At 42.1% G+C, this 19,075-nt stretch carries 10 protein-coding genes and 3 rRNA genes; 10 read left to right on the top strand and 3 right to left on the bottom strand.

Annotation, left to right across the window (positions count from 1 at the left end; all coding sequences use genetic code 11):
• The 4 genes from HY063_10755 to HY063_10740 all read left to right on the top strand — a co-directional run.
• A 16S ribosomal RNA gene (locus tag HY063_10755) occupies positions 1-371 on the top strand; the annotation flags it as partial.
• A 230-nt stretch (positions 372-601) separates the two neighbouring features.
• A 23S ribosomal RNA gene (locus tag HY063_10750) occupies positions 602-3,684 on the top strand.
• A gap of 101 nt (positions 3,685-3,785) precedes the next feature.
• A 5S ribosomal RNA gene (gene rrf, locus HY063_10745) occupies positions 3,786-3,897 on the top strand.
• Between the two features lie 16 nt (positions 3,898-3,913).
• On the top strand, positions 3,914-5,836 hold the full coding sequence (locus HY063_10740; protein ID MBI3502261.1) for a putative porin: 1,923 nt from the start codon (positions 3,914-3,916) through the stop codon (positions 5,834-5,836).
• Between the two features lie 32 nt (positions 5,837-5,868).
• Here HY063_10740 and HY063_10735 read toward each other — a convergent pair whose 3' ends face one another.
• Positions 5,869-7,101, bottom strand: a complete 1,233-nt coding sequence (locus HY063_10735) for an asparagine synthetase B (protein MBI3502260.1) — start codon at positions 7,099-7,101, stop codon at positions 5,869-5,871.
• A gap of 191 nt (positions 7,102-7,292) precedes the next feature.
• Here HY063_10735 and HY063_10730 point away from each other — a divergent pair, with 191 nt between their 5' ends.
• Genes HY063_10730 through HY063_10705 form a run of 6 tightly spaced genes read left to right on the top strand, consistent with a single transcriptional unit; the run spans position 7,293 to position 15,771 of the window.
• Positions 7,293-9,032: a BamA/TamA family outer membrane protein gene (locus HY063_10730; protein MBI3502259.1), complete on the top strand. Its 1,740-nt coding sequence runs from the start codon at positions 7,293-7,295 to the stop codon at positions 9,030-9,032.
• Positions 9,033-9,073: 41 nt separating this feature from the next.
• Positions 9,074-10,294: a DNA recombination protein RmuC gene (rmuC, locus tag HY063_10725; protein ID MBI3502258.1), complete on the top strand. Its 1,221-nt coding sequence runs from the start codon at positions 9,074-9,076 to the stop codon at positions 10,292-10,294.
• On the top strand, positions 10,291-11,586 hold the full coding sequence (locus HY063_10720; GenBank protein MBI3502257.1) for a GWxTD domain-containing protein: 1,296 nt from the start codon (positions 10,291-10,293) through the stop codon (positions 11,584-11,586). Before rmuC ends, HY063_10720 begins: the two co-directional genes overlap by 4 nt.
• An 11-nt stretch (positions 11,587-11,597) precedes the next feature.
• Positions 11,598-12,425, top strand: a complete 828-nt coding sequence (gene rlmB, locus HY063_10715) for a 23S rRNA (guanosine(2251)-2'-O)-methyltransferase RlmB (GenBank protein MBI3502256.1) — start codon at positions 11,598-11,600, stop codon at positions 12,423-12,425.
• 9 nt (positions 12,426-12,434) lie between these two features.
• Positions 12,435-13,823, top strand: coding sequence for a DUF2029 domain-containing protein (locus HY063_10710; GenBank protein MBI3502255.1), 1,389 nt, complete (start codon positions 12,435-12,437; stop codon positions 13,821-13,823).
• Positions 13,824-13,845: 22 nt separating this feature from the next.
• Positions 13,846-15,771: a glycosyltransferase family 39 protein gene (locus HY063_10705; GenBank protein MBI3502254.1), complete on the top strand. Its 1,926-nt coding sequence runs from the start codon at positions 13,846-13,848 to the stop codon at positions 15,769-15,771.
• On the opposite strand, the gene HY063_10700 is transcribed toward HY063_10705, so the two are convergent.
• Both HY063_10700 and HY063_10695 read right to left on the bottom strand, forming a co-directional pair.
• Positions 15,772-16,449 carry a cation transporter gene (locus HY063_10700; GenBank protein MBI3502253.1) on the bottom strand — a complete coding sequence of 226 codons (678 nt, stop codon included), beginning with the start codon at positions 16,447-16,449 and terminating at the stop codon, positions 15,772-15,774.
• Between the two features lie 46 nt (positions 16,450-16,495).
• Complete coding sequence (locus tag HY063_10695) at positions 16,496-19,069, bottom strand: TonB-dependent receptor (protein MBI3502252.1); 2,574 nt, start codon at positions 19,067-19,069, stop codon at positions 16,496-16,498.
• Positions 19,070-19,075: the final 6 nt, after the last annotated feature.

Below are 19,075 nucleotides of genomic sequence, written 5' to 3'. Positions count from 1 at the left end.
TGGGGATGACGTCAAGTCATCATGCCCCTTATGTCCAGGGCTGCACACATGCTACAATGCGCGGTACAGAGGGCTGCGATCCCGCGAGGGGGAGCGAATCCCAAAAAGCCGCGCTCAGTTCGGATCGGGGTCTGCAACCCGACCCCGTGAAGTCGGAGTCGCTAGTAATCGCAGATCAGCAATGCTGCGGTGAATACGTTCCCGGGCCTTGTACACACCGCCCGTCACACCACGAAAGTGGGCAACACCCGAAGCCGGTGGCCCAACCCTTGTGGAGGGAGCCGTCGAAGGTGGGGCTCGCGATTGGGGTGAAGTCGTAACAAGGTAGCCGTACCGGAAGGTGCGGCTGGATCACCTCCTTTCTAAGGAGCCTTTGGCACTCCGGGGAACCCGGCCAAACGAGCGGGTTCCGCAGTTACCGGAAAGACTCCAGGTTGATGCGCTGGCTATTCTTCTGACACCCATCCACTGCGACGTCCAGTACTCCTTCGGGGGGAACGGGTCGCCGGCGGATGGTTCCGTCGTGAGGGCACACTGTTCAGCTTTGAGGGTGCGAGCCCTCGAGCACCTTGAGAACTGGATAGCGAGCGCGAGCATCTACAGTCAAGTTATGAAGGGCTTACGGTGGATGCCTTGGCGCCAGGAGCCGATGAAGGACGCGTCAGGCTGCGAAAAGCTTCGGGGAGCTGCCGAGAGAGCTTTGATCCGAAGGTGTCCGAATGGGGAAACCCGGCCGGGGTCATGCCCGGTCACCCGTGTCTCAATACATAGGACACGAGGAGGGAACCGCCCGAAGTGAAACATCTCAGTAGGGCGAGGAAGGGAAAGCAACCGCGACTCCCCTAGTAGCGGCGAGCGAACGGGGAAGAGCCTAAACCGATACGGCGTGATAGCCCGGTGGCGTTGCCGTGTCGGGGTTGTGGGACCTGCGAGGATCCGCACCGGTGGGTCCAGGGAGTTACAAAGTCAGCACCTAGTCGAAGGCCATGGAAAGGGCCGCCACAGAGGGTAATAGCCCTGTAGTCGAAAGGCGACTGACCTCCCCGCAGGCATCCCGAGTAGCACGGAGCCCGTGGAATTCCGTGTGAATCTGGGGGGACCACCCCCTAAGGCTAAGCACTCCCTGGCGACCGATAGTGAACCAGTACCGTGAGGGAAAGGTGAAAAGTACCCCGGGAGGGGAGTGAAATAGCACCTGAAACCGTGAGCCTACAAGCAGTCGGAGCTCCGACCTGGGTGACCAGGCGGGGTGACGGCGTGCCTTTTGAAGAATGAGCCGGCGAGTTAGCGGTACGCGGCGAGGTTAACCGTTCTCGGGTAGCCGAAGCGAAAGCGAGTCCTCATCGGGCGAATAGTCGCGTGCTCTAGACCCGAAGCCGAGTGATCTAGCCATGGGCAGGCTGAAGCGAGGGTAAGACCTCGTGGAGGGCCGAACCCACCAGGGTTGAAAACCTGGGGGATGACCTGTGGTTAGGGGTGAAAGGCCAATCAAACTCGGTGATAGCTGGTTCTCCCCGAAATGCCTTTAGGGGCAGCCTCGGGCGTTCTCCAACGGAGGTAGAGCACTGATTGGGCTAGGGGGCCTACAAGCTTACCGACCTCAGTCAAACTCCGAATGCCGTCGGATCAGAGCCCGGGAGTGAGGGCGCGGGGGCTAAGCTCCGTGTCCGAGAGGGAAACAACCCAGATCGCCAGCTAAGGCCCCTAATTCCATGCTAAGTGGGTAAGGATGTGGGATCGCATAGACAACCAGGAGGTTGGCTTAGAAGCAGCCACCCTTGAAAGAGTGCGTAACAGCTCACTGGTCAAGTGGTCCTGCGCCGACGATGTATCGGGGCTCAAGCATGGAGCCGAAGCTGCGGGATTCCTCATATGGCTCGGCCCTGGCGGGAGGCCGCCTGGGTCCAGGCCGAGGGATCGGTAGGGGAGCGTTCTCACGCGAGTGAAGCGGCGGGGTAACCCAGCCGTGGATGCGTGAGAAGTGAGAATGCCGGCATGAGTAGCGAAAGACGGGGGAGGAGCCCGTCCGCCGAATGCCCAAGGGTTCCTGGGGAAGGTTCATCCGCCCAGGGTTAGTCGGGACCTAAGCCGAGGCCGAGAGGCGTAGGCGATGGACGACTGGTTGATATTCCAGTACCACCTCATCCGCGCCCAGCCCGAATCCAGGGCACTAAGGGAACCCCTTCGGGGGCTACCGACCCACCTGGTACTAGGGCAGCGAAGGGGGGACGCAGGAGGGTAGCTCGACCCAGGCGTTGGTTGTTCCTGGGGCAAGTGTATAGGGGGACCCCCCAGGCAAATCCGGGAGGTCGTCAACCCCGAGGCACGACGCCGAGCCGCTTCAGGCGAAGCGAGTGATCCCACGCTGCCGAGAAAAGCCTCTAGCGAGTGGATGAGGTGCCCGTACCCCAAACCGACACAGGTGGGCACGTAGAGAATACGAAGGCGATCGAGAGAACCCTGGTTAAGGAACTCGGCAAATTACATCCGTAACTTCGGGAGAAGGATGACCCCTGTAGGGTGAAGGCCCTCGCGGCCGGAGCCCGAAGGGGTAGCAGAAACCAGGCCCAAGCGACTGTTTACTAAAAACACAGGTCCGTGCTAAGTCGTAAGACGACGTATACGGACTGACGCCTGCCCGGTGCCGGAACGTTAAGGGGAGGGGTTAGCTCTTCGGAGCGAAGCTCTCAACCTAAGCGCCGGTAAACGGCGGCCGTAACTATAACGGTCCTAAGGTAGCGAAATTCCTTGTCGGGTAAGTTCCGACCTGCACGAATGGTATAACGATCTGGGTACTGTCTCAAGCATGCGCTCGGTGAAATTGTAGTCTCGGTGAAGATGCCGAGTACCCGCAACGGGACGGAAAGACCCCGTGCACCTTTACTGCAACTTTGTATTGATTTCGACTAAATGATGCGTAGCATAGGTGGGAGACTTTGAAGTCCTGATTCCGGTTGGGACAGAGTCACCAGTGAAATACCACCCTTCGTTTATTTGAGATCTAACCCCTGCAAAACAGGGGGACAGTGCATGGTGGGTAGTTTGACTGGGGTGGTCGCCTCCAAAAGAGTATCGGAGGCTCCCAAAGGTACCCTCAGCACGCTTGGTAACCGTGCGCAGAGTGTAATGGCACAAGGGTGCTTAACTGTGAGACCTACAAGTCGAGCAGAGACGAAAGTCGGGCATAGTGATCCGGTGGTTCCACATGGAAGGGCCATCGCTCATAGGATAAAAGGTACGCCGGGGATAACAGGCTGATCCCTCCCAAGAGCTCATATCGACGGGGGGGTTTGGCACCTCGATGTCGGCTCGTCACATCCTGGGGCTGGAGAAGGTCCCAAGGGTTAGGCTGTTCGCCTATTAAAGTGGCACGCGAGCTGGGTTCAGAACGTCGTGAGACAGTTCGGTCCCTATCTGTTGCGGGCGTAGGAGATTTGAGGGGGTCTGACTCTAGTACGAGAGGACCGAGTCGGACGGACCGCTAGTGTACCAGTTGTAGTGCCAACTGCACCGCTGGGTAGCTATGTCCGGTTGAGATAAGCGCTGAAAGCATATAAGCGCGAAGCTCGCCCCAAGATGAGATTTCCCTTAAGGGACGTGGCAGATTACCACGTTGATAGGTTACAGGTGTAAGTGCAGCAATGTACTCAGCCGAGTAATACTAATTCTCCCGTGAATTTTCTAGGACACAAGATTTTTAGTTCTTGTATTTTCTTTTTCAATTTGTCATAGGTATTCAAAACCTGACATGTTTTAAAAATATTTTTGAAACAGCAGGCAAGACTTATGGCGACTATACCGCGGGTGATCACCTCTTCCCATTCCGAACAGAGAAGTTAAGCCCCGCAGGGCCGATGGTACTAGCTTAATTGCCGGGAGAGTAGGTTGTTGCCAATCTTTCAAAAAGCCCCGTCTGAGAAATCAGTTCGGGGTTTTTTGTTTTATTACTTTTGTAAAAATTTATTTTCTGAAAAAAAATTTCTCCATAACTGTTTTTCTTTTTTCATCTATATTTCTTTTTGCTCAAAAGCCGGATTCGACAAAGGTTGAGGTCAAGTCACCGATTGCGGAATATTTTTTAGAAAAAAATTTCTTTCCGAATAATTCTTCTTACAAAGAAGTTGACTCTTCTCTTGACAACATTCAAAAATATTTTCCCAATAACCTCCCTTATAGTTTAGGATTATCGAACCGAAAAATATTTTTTGAGCCGTCAACAGAAATCGGTTTCAAGAGCGGATTTGAAAATTTAGATTTATTCGGATATAACAGAAATGAAATTAAATATTATCGGACACGAACTCCTTACACAGAAATTTTTGTTGTGTTCGGAATGAAGAAAGAGCAGTATGCAAGATTGCTTCACACGCAAAATATTTCCAAGCAGTGGAATATTGCATTGAACATGCTCCGCTTTAGAAGCGAGGGATTTTATCAAAGACAAAACTGCACAGATAATAATATTTCTCTTTCGTCAAATTATAATTCTAAAAGTAATCGCTACTCTTTTCTTGTGAATGGAATAATCAGTTCAGTTAAGACAGATGAAAACGGAGGAGTGAATGATGATACAATTTTTGAAGAAAATCTTTTTGCGAATAAAAAACTTCTTTCTGTAAATCTTTCAGATGCAAGAACGAGAAGAGGAAGCCGGGAATTCACTGCCACTCAGTTTTTGAATTTCGGAAGAAGGGATACTGCGAACAAAGATTCAACTATTCGTTCTAAAATTATTCCGGGAAGTTATTTGTCATATTCTTTTCATGCGGGCGACAACTGGTTTGTCTATGACGATAAACATCCAACTTCGGGATACTATGAAAATATTTATTTCGACAGTACAAGAACAAGAGATTCGACTCGCATTTTTACAATGCAAAATAGTATTTCATGGAAAAGTTTCCTGGTGAAAAATATTTCTGCGGAAATTTCTTTGGAGCAGAAAGTATCCCGCCTGATTCAATATAGTTCAGATTCTCTCAAAGCAACGGATTCTTTATTCAGGGATAATATTATTCATTGGGGAATTGGAAAAAATATCCGCAATAAAAACGCAAATGGATTTTATTGGAATACAGGTGGACAATATATTGTGAATGGAAATCATAATGGAGATTATTTTATTTCAGCAAATCTTTCTTACATTTTTAAGAACGAGAAAAAAATATCTTTCACAGCAGAAAACACCCTTCATTCGGTGCCGTTTATTTATTCGATGTATGCTTCCAATCATTTCTGGTGGATAAATCCTTTCGATAAAATTTCGGAAACGAATGCAAGCATTTGTTATCACGTTTCAAAAAATAAATTTTCATTTGGCGCGGGTGAAAGAATAATTAACGGCTATGTTTATTTTGATACTACTTTTTTCCCGAAACAATTTGATGCAACTATAAATATTTTTTCGGCTTTCATTGCGAAGAAATTTCATTTCGGAAAATTTAATTTCTACAATAAGATTACATATCAAAAATCTTCTTACGAAAATATTCTCCACATTCCGCAGATGTTTTCCAACCATTCTCTCTATTACGAAGACAACTGGTTCAAAGGTGCAACGCATGTGCAACTTGGATTTGATGTGATGTATTCTTCTTCTTACTATGCCGATGCCTACATGCCTGCGTTGGGATTATATTATCTGCAAAACAAAAAGCAAATTGGAAATTATCCTTACGTAGATTTTTTCTTCAACATGAAAGTGAAACACGCGCGAATTTTTTTCAAGACGGAGCACGTGAACTCAGGATTGATGGGCGCTTATTATCTCGCTCCGAATTTTCCTGCACCTGACAGAGCGATCAAGGTGGGAATTAACTGGGTGTTCTATGATTAATGAGATTGCTTCGCTTCGCTCGCAATGACGAATCAAGTCTTCTGCTTTTTCTTTTTCGCGGCAGGGAACAAAACATTATTCAGAATCAAACGATAGCCCGGAGAATTCGGATGAAGCGATAAATCAGTTGGAGGATCTTCCACCTGGTGCTGGTAATCTTCAGGGTCGTGGCCTCCATAAAAAGTCCAGAAACCTTTTCCATAATCACCGTGGCAGTAGCGGACTTCGTTAAATTGTTTTGCTTCACCCATCACAAGCACATCCGGCTTCACATACGTTTTATCAAATGCAACCGTTTGTCCCCAGAAACCTTTAATCACTTTTTCATGATTCTGGCAAAGCATAGTTGGAACCGGATCCCACTTTGCAGAAAATTCAAACAGTGTAAATAAATCAGTTGCTTCGGTTACTCCGTATTTCGGAACGCGCGTGAGATACGTATCAATGTTTGCGAATTCATACTCGTAAGGATTTGAGTTGAGCGTGTAATTTCGAAAAGCAAAATCTTTTGAGTAATCAATTTTTTTATTCATGTCGGGATCAGCAGGGTCACCATCAAACATGCTTTCGCAAATATCCACTCCTTCGGAAGCAAGCGCAATGTCATACGAATCGGTTGCGGAGCACATGGCAAATAAAAATCCTCCCCCCGTAACAAAGTCGCGGATTTTTTTTGCTACGGCAAGTTTCATTTGAGAAACTTTTGCAAAGCCCAATCGAGCTGCGGTGCTTTCCGCTTCTTTCACTTCATTCTGATACCACTGCGCGCCTTTGTAACTCGCCCAGAATCTTCCGTACTGCCCTGTGAAATCTTCGTGATGCAAGTGCAGCCAATCGTACTGCACTAATTTATTTTCCATCACTTCATCATCGAAAACAATATCGTAAGGAATTTCTGCATAGGTGAGCACGAGCGTTACCGCATCATCCCACGGTTGTTTTGTTTTGGGAGAATACACTGCAATCTTTGGCGCCTTCTCCAATTTCACTGCGTCCATATTCGCTTCGGGGCTGGCAATCTCATTGAGAATTGCATTTGCTTTTGCATCGGCAATCACTTCGTAACTCACTCCGCGAATGGTACATTCTTTTTCAAACGCAGAAGTATAATCAAACAGGAAACTTCCTCCTTTATAATTAAGCAGCCACTGCGCTGTGGAACCTTGTTTCAAAACCCAATAAGTAATTCCGTATGCCTTGAGATGATTTTTCTGAGTTTCATCCATAGGAATGAAAATCGAGGAAGCCCTCGATAAATTAAACATTAAAAATGAAAAATTAAAAATGAAAAGCAGTGATATAAAATTTCTTTTTACCATAATTCTAATTCAATCAATAACGATTCCAAAAATAATTTATTGCATAACAAATGTAAGGAAATTTATTGGTAGAATGAAGGATTAAAATAGAAAACAATTGAAACAATATTTCCTGCTTACATTCGTATCTTTATTTCATGACAAAGGTTTTACTTTTTCTTTTTTTATTTCCTGTTTTTAGCTGGAGTCAAAAACTTTTTACTCTCGAAGTTATTTCAAAGGAAAAATCAGAAATTCTTTCCAAGATTTCCTATAAAAAATCCTTTACTTCTAAAAGTGAACGTGAAAAAGAAATTCGGAATATACTTTTCAATTTATACGACAATGCCTATTTGTCTGCAGAAATTGAAAATGAAGTAACAGATGAAAAAGATTCGTTGAAAGAAATTGCTGTCATAAAAGTTGGCGAACAATATAAATGGGTAATTCTCCGGAAAGGAAATGCCGATGAGGGAATTCTCAGTGAAGCCGGCTTCAGGGAAAAAATTTATCTCGGCAAACCGTTTTACTATAAAGAGCTAAGAAAATTAGAAGAAAAAATTCTTTCTTATTGCGAGAACAATGGTTATCCGTTTGCGTCTGTAAAATTGGATAGCATGAAAATTTCAGGAGAAAAAATTTCCGCATCCCTCAACCTCCAGAAAAATATTCTTATCAAGATTGACAGCGTGGCGAATAGGGGAGTGGCAAAAATTTCTTCTGTTTATCTTCAGAGTTATCTCGGAATTAAGAATGGCGATTTGTATAATGAATCGCTTGTAAAAAAAATCGGAACGCGGATAAAAGAACTTCCCTTTGCGAAAGAAAAAATTCCATTCCGCGTTTTGTTTCCCGGAGAAAATGCAAAAGTGGAATTGTTTCTCGAAAAAAAACGCGCAAGCCAGTTTGATGGAATTGTTGGAATGCTTCCCGATAACAAGACGGGAAAAATTCTTTTCACGGGCGATGTGCGCCTTAAACTCAACAACTCGTTCAACCGCGGTGAACTTCTTGAACTTAACTGGAGGCGATTGCAGGCGAGCACGCAGGATTTGAAAACGCATTTCACTTTCCCTTTTCTTTTCAAAACTCCGTTTGGCATTGATGCGGATTTTAAGTTGTACAAAAAAGATTCAACTTATCTCGAAGTAAATCCGAACATCGGCATTCAATATCATCTTTCGGGAGAAAATTATTTCAAAGTGTTTGTGAACCGCAAGCAACTCACGCTGCTCAGCACAAAAGGGCTTGAGCATCTTACCACTCTTCCGCCTTATGCCGACATTACTTCCTCGCTCTATGGAATCAGCGTCAAATTTGAAAAGTTAGATTACCGTTTGAATCCGAGAAAAGGATATTCGTTGATTGGAACAATTGCCGCAGGGAATAAAATCATAAAGAAGAATGCGCAACTTGATGGGAGTATTTACATCGGATTAAAATTAAATTCTGTTCAGTACAACTCGGAAATTGATGCGCAGATTTTTTTTCCTATTAAAAACCGAAGCACAATAAAATTTGCAAACAAGTCAGCATATCTCTACAATGAAAATCTTTTTCTCAACGAATTGTTTCGCATTGGCGGGTTGAAAACGCTGCGCGGCTTCGATGAAGAATCTATTTACGCTTCGGCTTTTTCCATTTTCACGCTGGAGTACCGTTTTCTCTTCGAAGAAAATTCTTATCTCTTCTTTTTTGGCGATGACGCTTACTATGAAAATCAGAGTATAAGTTTTTCGGGTGCGCGCTACGATACTCCGTATGGTTTTGGCGCGGGAATCAGTTTTGAAACCAAAGCCGGAATTTTTTCAATCAACTACGCGCTCGGAAGCCAGCTTGGCAATCCCATTGATTTGAAAACGGGAAAAGTTCATTTCGGAATCGTCAATTATTTTTAGTGGGTGAATAATATTTTATCTTTGCCTCTCAATTTTTCAGAATGGAAATTAGTTTGCTCATAATCGGTTTGGCTGCAGGAATTTTAATTGGATGGCTGCTGGGAAAATTTAAACAAACCCCAGCTGCAAATTCTTCCAATGAAAAAATAATTGAACTCACCCGTGAACTTGCCACACAAACAACGATTAATAAAAGTTTAGAAGAAAAATTAAAATCGCAAAAAGTAGAAGTAGAGAATCTGAAAAAAAGTTTTTCTTCTGAATTTGAAAATCTCGCTAACAAAATTCTCGAGGAGAAAAGTAAAAAATTTGCCGAGCAGAATAAAACCAATCTTGAAAATATTTTGAATCCGTTGAAAGAAAATATTACCAAGTTTGAAAAAAAAGTGGATGAAACGTACAGGACAGAAGCCAATGAAAGAAATTCTCTTAAAGGGGAGATAAAAATGTTGATGACATTGAATAAACAAATCAGCGAAGAAGCAAATAACCTTGCCAAAGCATTGAAAGGAGATGCAAAAAAGCAAGGCAATTGGGGAGAAATTATTTTGGAAAAAGTTTTGGAACGCTCGGGCTTGCAAAAAGGAATTGAATACGAAATGCAAGTGAGCATGAATACAGAAGATGGCAAGCACCTTCAGCCCGATGTGATTGTAAAACTTCCCGATAACAAACACATTGTCATTGATTCTAAAGTTTCACTTACCGCTTATGAATCTTTTTGTAATGTTACCGTGGATGAGGAGCGCGAAAAATATTTGCAGTCACACATCACGTCTGTAAAAACCCACATCAAAGGGCTGAGCGAAAAAAATTATCACTCGCTGAATGGAATTAATTCTCCTGATTTTGTTTTGCTTTTCATGCCCATTGAATCTTCTTTCAGTTTGGCAGTGCAGGCAGATAACGAACTTTTCAATTATGCATGGGAAAGAAAAATTGTAATTGTAAGTCCGTCTACTCTTCTTGCTACTTTGCGAACTATTTCTTCCATCTGGAAACAAGAGCGGCAAACACACAACGCACTTGAAATTGCTCGGCAAAGCGGAGAACTTTACGATAAGTTTGTAGGCTTTCTTGGCGATTTGGTTGAAGTGGGAAAGAAAATGGATGCCACAAAAAAAACTTACGAAGATGCGATGAATAAATTTTCTTCCGGCAGAGGAAATTTAATAAAGCGCGCAGAAACAATTAAAGAACTCGGAGCAAAAACAACCAAAGATATTCCTCCATCACTGATTGAAAGGGCAAACGAAGCATGAAATATTTTCCATCTCACATAATTTTTACCTTTTTCATTTTTCACTTTTCATTTGTAATTCTCCGCGTTTCTTCCTGCTCCTCTTCCGGCAAGTCGGCAAGCAATCAGAATGTTTCCAATATTTACAAGTCCGCACAGAATTTTCTTCATCCGAAATATGCTGTCTTTCACAAAACAAATACTTCCTCCGAACTTCACTTCAAAATAAATTCAAAAGAACTTTTGTACAGCAAGCAGGGTGAGAAAGAAAATTTTACTGCGCGCTTCAGCATTCAGTACCGGCTCATTTCTTCCTATGAAACCAAAGATATTATTGACAGCGCCACGGTGTTGCTCACCGATGCTTTTTCAAATTCCCCGAAAGATATTCTGGGAAAATTAAATTTTAATGCCACGTTTACAAATTCATATCTGCTCGAAATAAATTTTACTGACCTGAACCGGAATGTAACTTCAAAATCTTTTCTCAACATTGACAAACAAGACCACAGCACGCGCCAGAATTTTTTGGTTTTCTCTGCGGAAACTAAAACTCCGGTTTTCAGAGATAATATCGGAAAGGAGGAACATGTTTTAATTCGCTATCGGAATTCAGGAGTAAAAGTTTTTGTAAGATATTATCATCGTGAATTTCCTTTGCCTTCTCCTCCGTTTTCCACAGCGAATATGATTCCGTTTGAATACCGTGCCGATAGTTTGTTTTCGCTTCAGTTAAATGATAACGATACAACCGGATTTAATTTTCGCAAGCCGGGATTTTATCACATACAAGCCGATACAAATACAAAAGACGGGCTCACACTTTTTCGCTTTGATGATGATTTCCCCTATGTAAAAAAACCGGAGCATTTGCTGCAGCCGCTGCGTTATATTACTTCACGCCAGGAATACGAAGCCATGTCTTCTTATTCCAATTTGAAAACTGCAGTAGATAGTTTTTGGTTGTTTGCCGGTGGAAGCCATGACCGCGGGCGTGAACTCGTGAAAAAATTTTACAACCGCGTGCAGGATGCCAATGAATATTTTTCTTCTTACTTAGAAGGATGGCGAACCGACCGCGGATTGATTTATATTATTTATGGCCCGCCAAACATTGTTTATAAATCTTCCGATTCCGAAAATTGGGTGTATGGCGAAGAAAATAATTTCAACTCGCTCACCTTTACTTTTCTGAAAGTAATCAATCCGTTTTCCGACAGTGATTACCGCCTTGACCGTTCACAGGTTTTCAAAACAAGCTGGTTCAATTCGGTGGAGATGTGGAGGCAGGGAAGAATTTATGCGGAAAAATAAATAAGAAGAAAATGTATTCACCAAACAGGAATAAGCGATTCTCTTCTGTAAAAACAGAAAAGAAAGATTATTCCAGCTCTTCTGCTTTTGGAAAAAAAAGTTCCACTCCGATATTTGGAATTCATCCTATATTGGAAGCGATCCGGGCGGGAAAGGATATTGAAAAAGTTTTTATGCAGAAAGGAACAGGCAACACGCTGATGAGTGAACTTTATAAAGAGATCACAGAATACAAAATTCCATTTCAGTTTGTTCCTCCTGAAAAATTAAATCATCTTGTAAAATCAAAAAATCATCAGGGAGTTGTTGCGTTGCTTTCTCCTATTACTTATCAAAATATAGAAAATATTATTCCAACAGTTTTCGAAAAAGGCGAAACACCTCTCGTTCTCATTCTCGACAGAATTACAGATGTAAGAAATCTTGGTGCCATTGCGCGCACGGCAGAATGCGCGGGCGTTCATGTATTGATTGTTCCGGCAAAAGGCAGCGCGCAAATAAACAGCGATGCAATAAAAACTTCGGCAGGAGCCATTTTTAATTTACCGATTTGCAGAAGTGAAAACCTGAAACACACGATTGAATTTTTAAAACGCAGCGGGTTGCAAATCATTGGCTGCACTGAAAAAGGAAATAAGAAAATAAACGAACTGAATTTTTCTCTTCCAACTGCTATTATTATCGGCTCTGAAGAAGACGGGATTTCGGAAGAATATCTTAATCGTTGCGATGCGGAAGCAGCCATTCCGCTTTTGGGACAAACTGCTTCGCTGAATGTGTCTGTGGCTGCAGGAATTACTTTATACGAAGTGATGAGGCAGAAAAAATTCAAGAAGTAATTTCTCCGGATGAATTTATTTTTCCAGAATCAAAAAGTTCAGTTTGTTTTTCTTGCGCTTGTTGTTTTTCTTTCACGCCTTCCGTTTTTACCTGCCGGCTTTGGCGCGGAAGAAGATTCATGGCTGCTTCCTCTGACTGCAAAAAATATTGCGCTCGGGCATTATGAAATGTCGCGCGCACCAGGGCATCCGCTGCATGAAATAATTTATTCATGGATGTGGAACGCAGTCCCATTCTGGTATAATTTTCTCAGTGCGATTGCGAGCGTAGCAGCGGTAATATTTTTCGCGCTTGCATTAAGGCAACTTAACTTCAAACATTATTTATTTGCTTCGTTTGCTTTTGCGTTCACTCCGATAGTTTTTATTTCTTCCACTTATACGATTGATTACATGCTGGCGATGGTATTTATAATGGGCAGTTTTTATTTCATAGTGAAAAATAATTTCTGGCTGGCTGGAATTTTTTTGGGAATAGCAATCGGTTTCCGGCTTACATCCGCAGCCATGCTTATTCCATTTTGTTTTTTAATCGGAAAAAATTTTAAAAAAATTTTTGTTCTGACAACCGTTACTCTGATTGTGGGATTGATTGCATTTCTCCCGGTGATAAAAACGTATGGATTATCATTCTTCACATTCTCTGACCAGTTTCCGTATCCAAATCTTCCGAAAGTTTTTTACAAAGCAACCATAGGAGTTTTTGGAACAATTGGAATTCTCGCATTGATTTTTTATAAATCAAAAATCCTTTTGAAAATTTTTTCGCGAAAAGAAAAAATTATTCCTGAAAGTTTGTCCAAACTACTTTTCTTTTCTTGCTGTGCAGTTATTATTATTTACATCATTGCATACCTGCTCCTTCCGCAAAAATCTGCTTACCTGATTCCAATAATTCCATTCATAATTTTGCTTTTCGGATATTATTTATCAAGCAGAGAATTCAAAATATTTTGTATTCTTTTAACAATGTCATCTTTTCTTTTCAGCATGAACTTAACCGATTCGCTCCGCGGAGCAGAATATTCTTCTGCTGCGATGAAATTTCAAATTGCCGGACAGGAAATTTTTCTCGACCCATTGACGGGACCAGTTTTTTCTGATTATTCGAAACGGCTGAACAAAATTTCTTTCACGGAAGAAGTATTGCAGAAAACAAAAACAGAACAAAATAAAATTGTTCTTATTTGCGGATGGTGGTATAACGAATTGCGCGTACGAAGCCGGAACTGCGAAGAAAATCAAAATGTGAAATTGGTTTTTTACATAGACAAACCGGCTATGGAAAAATATATTTCGGAGGGATATAAAATTTATTTTCTACCCGAACAAGATATTTACAACGACCAGTTTTCTCAGATGAATTATACCGATTCAATCGCCAAACCATATATGTGAAATCATTCCTTAAGTTTGTGCTGTGAAAAAAAATTATGAAGAGAAAATAATTTTTGCATCGATTATTCTTATTGCGTCCGTTCTGCGATTTTGGAATTATTGGAATTGGTCTTACACGCATGATGAATTAGGCGCGCTCATGCGCCTGAATTATTATTCGTTTTCAGAATTAATCAGGGAGGGTATTCAAAATGGAGATACGCATCCAGCATTTGTACAAATTTTTCTTTATGTCTGGACAAAAATTTTCGGTTTGTCCGAAGAGGCAGTTCGTTTTCCATTTGTGCTGGCTGGAATCGGAAGTGTTGCGCTGGTTTATCTCATAGCGAAAAAATGGTTTGGCTTTACTGCCGCTTGTTTTTCTTCGCTCACAATCGCAATTCTTGATTTTCCTATTCTATACAGCCAACTGGCTCGCCCATATTCCTTCGGATTATTTTTTTCGTTGCTTGCGGCTTGGTGCTGGACAAATTTATTATTTGGCTATGGGAAAAAATTATTTCTGAAAGCAATTTTCTATGGAATTGCAACTGCGCTTTGCATGTTCGCGCACTACTTCGCTTTTTTCTTTGCAATGCTCGTTGCTGTAACCGGACTTTTTTTTCTGAAAAGAGAAACATGGAAACCTTTTTTGCTTGCGGGAGTTATTGCGCTAATACTTTTTCTTCCGCACCTTTCAGTTTCTCTTCACCAGTTTTCAAAAGGAGGAGTGGGCGAATGGCTCGCAAAACCCGAAAAAGATTTTCTCTGGAAATTTATTTTGTACGGCTTCAACGAATCGCCTTTCGTTTTGATTTCGGCTGTAATTGTTTCGCTTTTGTCTCTTACCTTGTATCATCTTGATTTTTCAATTTCAAAATTTCATTTTGTTTGCATTGCATGGTTTATTCTTCCGTTCATGGCGGGATATTATTATTCCATTCATGTAAATCCGGTTTTGCAATATTCCACATTGCTTTTTTCATTTCCGTTTTTGTCAATATTTCTTTTTTCATTTTTCAAAGACAGGAAAGAAAAAACAAATAATTACCTCTTCATTTCAACCGGAATTATTCTTCTTTACAGCACCGTTGTCGAACAGAAATTTTATAAAAGAGAAGTTTTTGGCGTTTTCAAAGAAATCAATCGTGCTGTAATTGATTTGCAGGAAGAATATGGAGCAGGACAAATAACAACCGTGCTGAATACTTCTGATAAAAATATTTTTGATTTTTATTTTCAGCAGTGGAACAAAAAAATTCCTTTTGATTTTTTCGCTGGTGATTCTCCCGATTTTGTTTCGCAAATGCTGAATAAAATTGATTCCTGCCAAACCCCTTATTTTCTTTACGGCTGGTCAAACTTCAGAAGTCCCTATGAAATTCCGGAATTGATTAAAAGAAAATTTCCCTGCATTGTTTACTATGAAAAACATTTTAACTCGCAGGTAACTTTATTCGGAAAGAATGATTCATGCAGGCGTGACACCATTTTTTATTCTCAATCAGGGTTTGAAAAAGAAAAAAGAAAAAGTTTTGAATTCGATTCTACAAAGATTGATTCATTGCATTTTCATAGCGGAAAACATTCTCTGAATATTGAAAGCAAAAATGAATTCTGCATTACGCTCAAAACCTCCGTTTCAACTATTTTTTCTGAAAACAATATTGTAAACATCAGCGCATGGATTTTCCCGAAAGATTCGTTCAACGCGCAAATAGTGATTGATATTGGCGATGGCAAAAGCCGCGAGTGGAGAGCCATTCTGCTGAAACCATTTGTAAAAACTTCAGGCAAGTGGCAGGAAGTTTTCGCTTCGTTCGAAGTTCCCGCTTCTGCTTTTCCGGATGATGAAGTGAAAATTTATTTATGGAATCCGGGAAAAAATTCTTTTTACGTAGATGATTTCACCGTGACTTCATTCAAAGACAGCAAGTATAATTATTACGAAACTTCCTATAGAAAATAATTATTTCTTTCTGCTGAACTCAATTAATTCTTTTCCCGAATTGCGAATGAGTTGCACCGCCCAACTGGTAATCACAACGGAAGCAATTAATCCGCTCATCGCGTCCAGCCAGAAAAAATTCCAGAACATTCCAGCAGTGAGTGCAGCAATCGCAGTCAAACTTGTGAAGCCGTCCGCCAGCACGTGAATGTATGCCGCGCGAATATTCTGGTCGCTGTGCTCGTGGTCGTGGTGAAGGAGAAAAGCGCTGAGCCCGTTCACCGCCAAGCCGACACACGCAACATAAATTGCTTCCATAAATTTGATGGGCACCGGGTGAAGCAGGCGTTCCAACGATTCAACAATCATAATAATTGCGATGACTTGCAAAACTATTGCGCTGGTGAAACCTCCGAGCGATAAAACTTTTTCTTTGCGGAAAAAAATTTTTTCATGCTGCGCATATTTGCGCGCGAAAAAATACGCGAGCCATGTGAGCCCGATGGCGAACACATGCGTGCTCATGTGCCAGCCCTCGGCCGTGAGCGCCATGGAATTTGCATAATAGCCAACTCCGATTTCCAAACACATTGCCGCCACCGTGAGGTAAACTACCCATTTAGTTTTCCGTTCGTGATGATGGGAATGGTCGTGCTCGTGTGAATGTTCGTGCTTATGTTCGTGATGATGGTCTTCCACGCTGCAAGAATAAATATAATTGGAATAAGGGAGTGAAAGAATATTTTTATCCTTCGGCTTTTTCTTTTTTCAGGTTGAACGGCACTATTAATTTCACCGTGATGTTTCTTCCCATGTTGAAAATTCCAAGTTGTCCTGTTGGTCCCGGAACTTTGTAGCCGGAATTTGTAACGGTATAAAAATATTTCAGTCGGTTCATGTTTGATTGATATGCCACATTGGTAATATTATTTCCTATAATTGAAAGCGTGCAGAGGGTGTTTCCTTTTTTGTCTGTGATGTTTCCTCCTATGCCCGCATCGAATAATTTATAAGCAGGTGTGTAGGTTTCTGTTCCGTAGGCGGAATAAAAATGTTCCTGTTCGGCAAAATGCTGCATTCCTATTTTCAGAAACAAGCCGGAAATTTTTTTGAACTTCTTTTTTATTTCCGCGCGCAGTTCGGTGTTGGTATGAAGAGGCGGAATGAGCGGAAGATATTTTGTGTCAGCAGTTATTTTTGCACCGCTTCCTCCGAGATTCACTGCGTAAATGTACGAAACAGAATTTTCAAAGTGCAGCCAGTCGAACGGATGCGGGTGAAGGTCAAACGCAAATTCTCCTCCGTACAATTGCGCATTCGTCTGCCTGAATTTAAAAACGGGAACAAACTCTCCATTGTTGTTGAAGAGGGAATCTTTTCCATTTGCGCTCAAAAGTTTTTCATCGTAAATATAATTGCTGATGTTGTTGTTGAATGCATCGAGCGTAACAGAAATATGTTCGCTCGAATAAAATAATCCAAGGTCTTCCTGCAAAGAAAATTCCGGTTTGAAGTTTGGAGAACCTAATTGCTCGAAATCCGTTCCCGGATGAACTCCTTTGGCGGAAATTTCAGCAGCGTTCGGAGCGCGGTAGCCGCGCGCAACGTTCGCTTTGATTCCAAACTTGTCATTGAAATTATAAGTGGCGCCAATGCTTCCGCTCACGCCAGAAAAAGTATGCTTGTAATAATTGAATTGCTTCACCGCTGTTGTATCATTGGGGTTTGCGGAAGTTGACATATCAAATCCTGTTTCGGAATTTAGTTTTGTAAACATGGAATCATTTTGAAAAGTTCGCATGTCATAGCGGACTCCGGCCGATACATCCATCTTGCCAAAAGTTTTTCTGACATGAGCGAATGGACCAAAGTCAGTTGACTTATAACTGGGAATTATTATTTCTGTTCCTTTGCCCGCATCATTGTTCTGAAACATTCCATTAATTCCCACCGTGGTTTCAAATCCGTTTTTTTCGGGAAGAGAATATTTAATATTGTACGTGAAAGAATTCAGAATTAAATATAGCCCTGCAATATCCGCAGCAAGCGGATGCGAAAATTCCCTGCGGATGTTTTGCTGGAAACCAACATTCACTCCGAGCGAACTTTTTCCGAAAATAAAATTGCTGTTGGAATAAATTCTATAATGCTGAATGTGCTGATGCAGCGTGGCAATGGAATAGGAATTCAATTCTTCATCTGAAATAATTTGCCGCACCGTATCTTCTTCCGTAATTTGCCGGGTGAATTTTTTTGTAACGGAATCGCGGCTGCCATCGGGAATTTCCTGCACATCATCGAACAAAGAAAAATTCAGGTGAGAATATCCCCATGCTTTATTCAAGCCGATGTATCCGTTGAAATCATTCTCGTTGAATTTTGTTCCAGAAACTCTTCCGTCATAATTGTTCTGATAGTTGGTTGCTTGCTTATGCGAGCCGCGGAATCCCCAGATGAAACCGTGATTGTTTCCATCGAGATTGAAAGAGCCGCCCGCTTCTTTATTATTTGTTCCGTAAATTCCAAGCGCGCTTCCTTTAATGATTCCATCGGGAACCGGATTTGCCGGAAGAAGATTCACCGCGCCTGCGAGCGCATCGCTGCCGTACATTAAACTGGCGGGACCTTTCACCACTTCAATTTTGTCTATGAGAAACTGGTCTACTTCAATTCCGTGTTCATCTCCCCATTGCTGTCCTTCCTGGCGAACTCCGTCAAACAAAGTAAGAACACGGTTGTATCCCAATCCATGAATGTAGGGTTTGGAAACATTTGGACCGGTTGTGAGCGTGCTTAGCCCGGGAACTTTGCTGAGCGATTCAATAATGTTTGAAGAAGAATTTTGTGTGAGGTACTGCTGGTCAATGAGCACCATCGGCACCGGATTTTTTTTCATCTCTGTGGATTTGGAAGTTCCGGTAATCACCACTTCGCTTTTTTCAATTACCGATTCTTCTAACGAAAAATCTTTTGTGGTGGTAATCGAAAGGTCAACAATTTCAGTAATGGCGGCATACCCTTCCATGCTCACTTTCACCAGAACTTTTGTGGCGGGAAGATTATCAATCTTGTAACTGCCGTCTATTTTTGAAATGGCGCCTGATTTTAATTCAGGAATATAAATTGCCGCTCCTGGAATTCCTTCTCCCGATTTTTTATCGGTGATTTTTCCGGAAAGGGAAGTTTTCACGGAAGCGAAAGCAGAAAGAGAAATAATTACTATGAAAAAGGCACTAAAATGATATTTCATATTTATTCCGAAACCATAATACATCAAATTTCTTGCCTGTAAAAATAATATAATACCATTGTATTTCATTTCTTA

The sequence above is a fragment of the Bacteroidota bacterium genome, assembly GCA_016195025.1.
Classification (GTDB): Bacteria; Bacteroidota; Bacteroidia; order Palsa-948; family Palsa-948; genus Palsa-948.
This window is presented reverse-complemented; position numbering and strand designations above follow the sequence as displayed.

What these genes read in the sequence shown, in the direction of transcription:
- HY063_10735 (MBI3502260.1), bottom strand. Translation starts at nt 7,101, where the DNA reads ATGTTTAATTTATCGAGGGCTTCCTCGATTTTCATTCCTATGGATGAA.
- HY063_10730 (MBI3502259.1), top strand. Translation starts at nt 7,293, where the DNA reads ATGACAAAGGTTTTACTTTTTCTTTTTTTATTTCCTGTTTTTAGCTGG.
- rmuC (MBI3502258.1), top strand. Translation starts at nt 9,074, where the DNA reads ATGGAAATTAGTTTGCTCATAATCGGTTTGGCTGCAGGAATTTTAATT.
- HY063_10720 (MBI3502257.1), top strand. Translation starts at nt 10,291, where the DNA reads ATGAAATATTTTCCATCTCACATAATTTTTACCTTTTTCATTTTTCAC.
- rlmB (MBI3502256.1), top strand. Translation starts at nt 11,598, where the DNA reads ATGTATTCACCAAACAGGAATAAGCGATTCTCTTCTGTAAAAACAGAA.
- HY063_10710 (MBI3502255.1), top strand. Translation starts at nt 12,435, where the DNA reads ATGAATTTATTTTTCCAGAATCAAAAAGTTCAGTTTGTTTTTCTTGCG.
- HY063_10695 (MBI3502252.1), bottom strand. Translation starts at nt 19,069, where the DNA reads ATGAAATACAATGGTATTATATTATTTTTACAGGCAAGAAATTTGATG.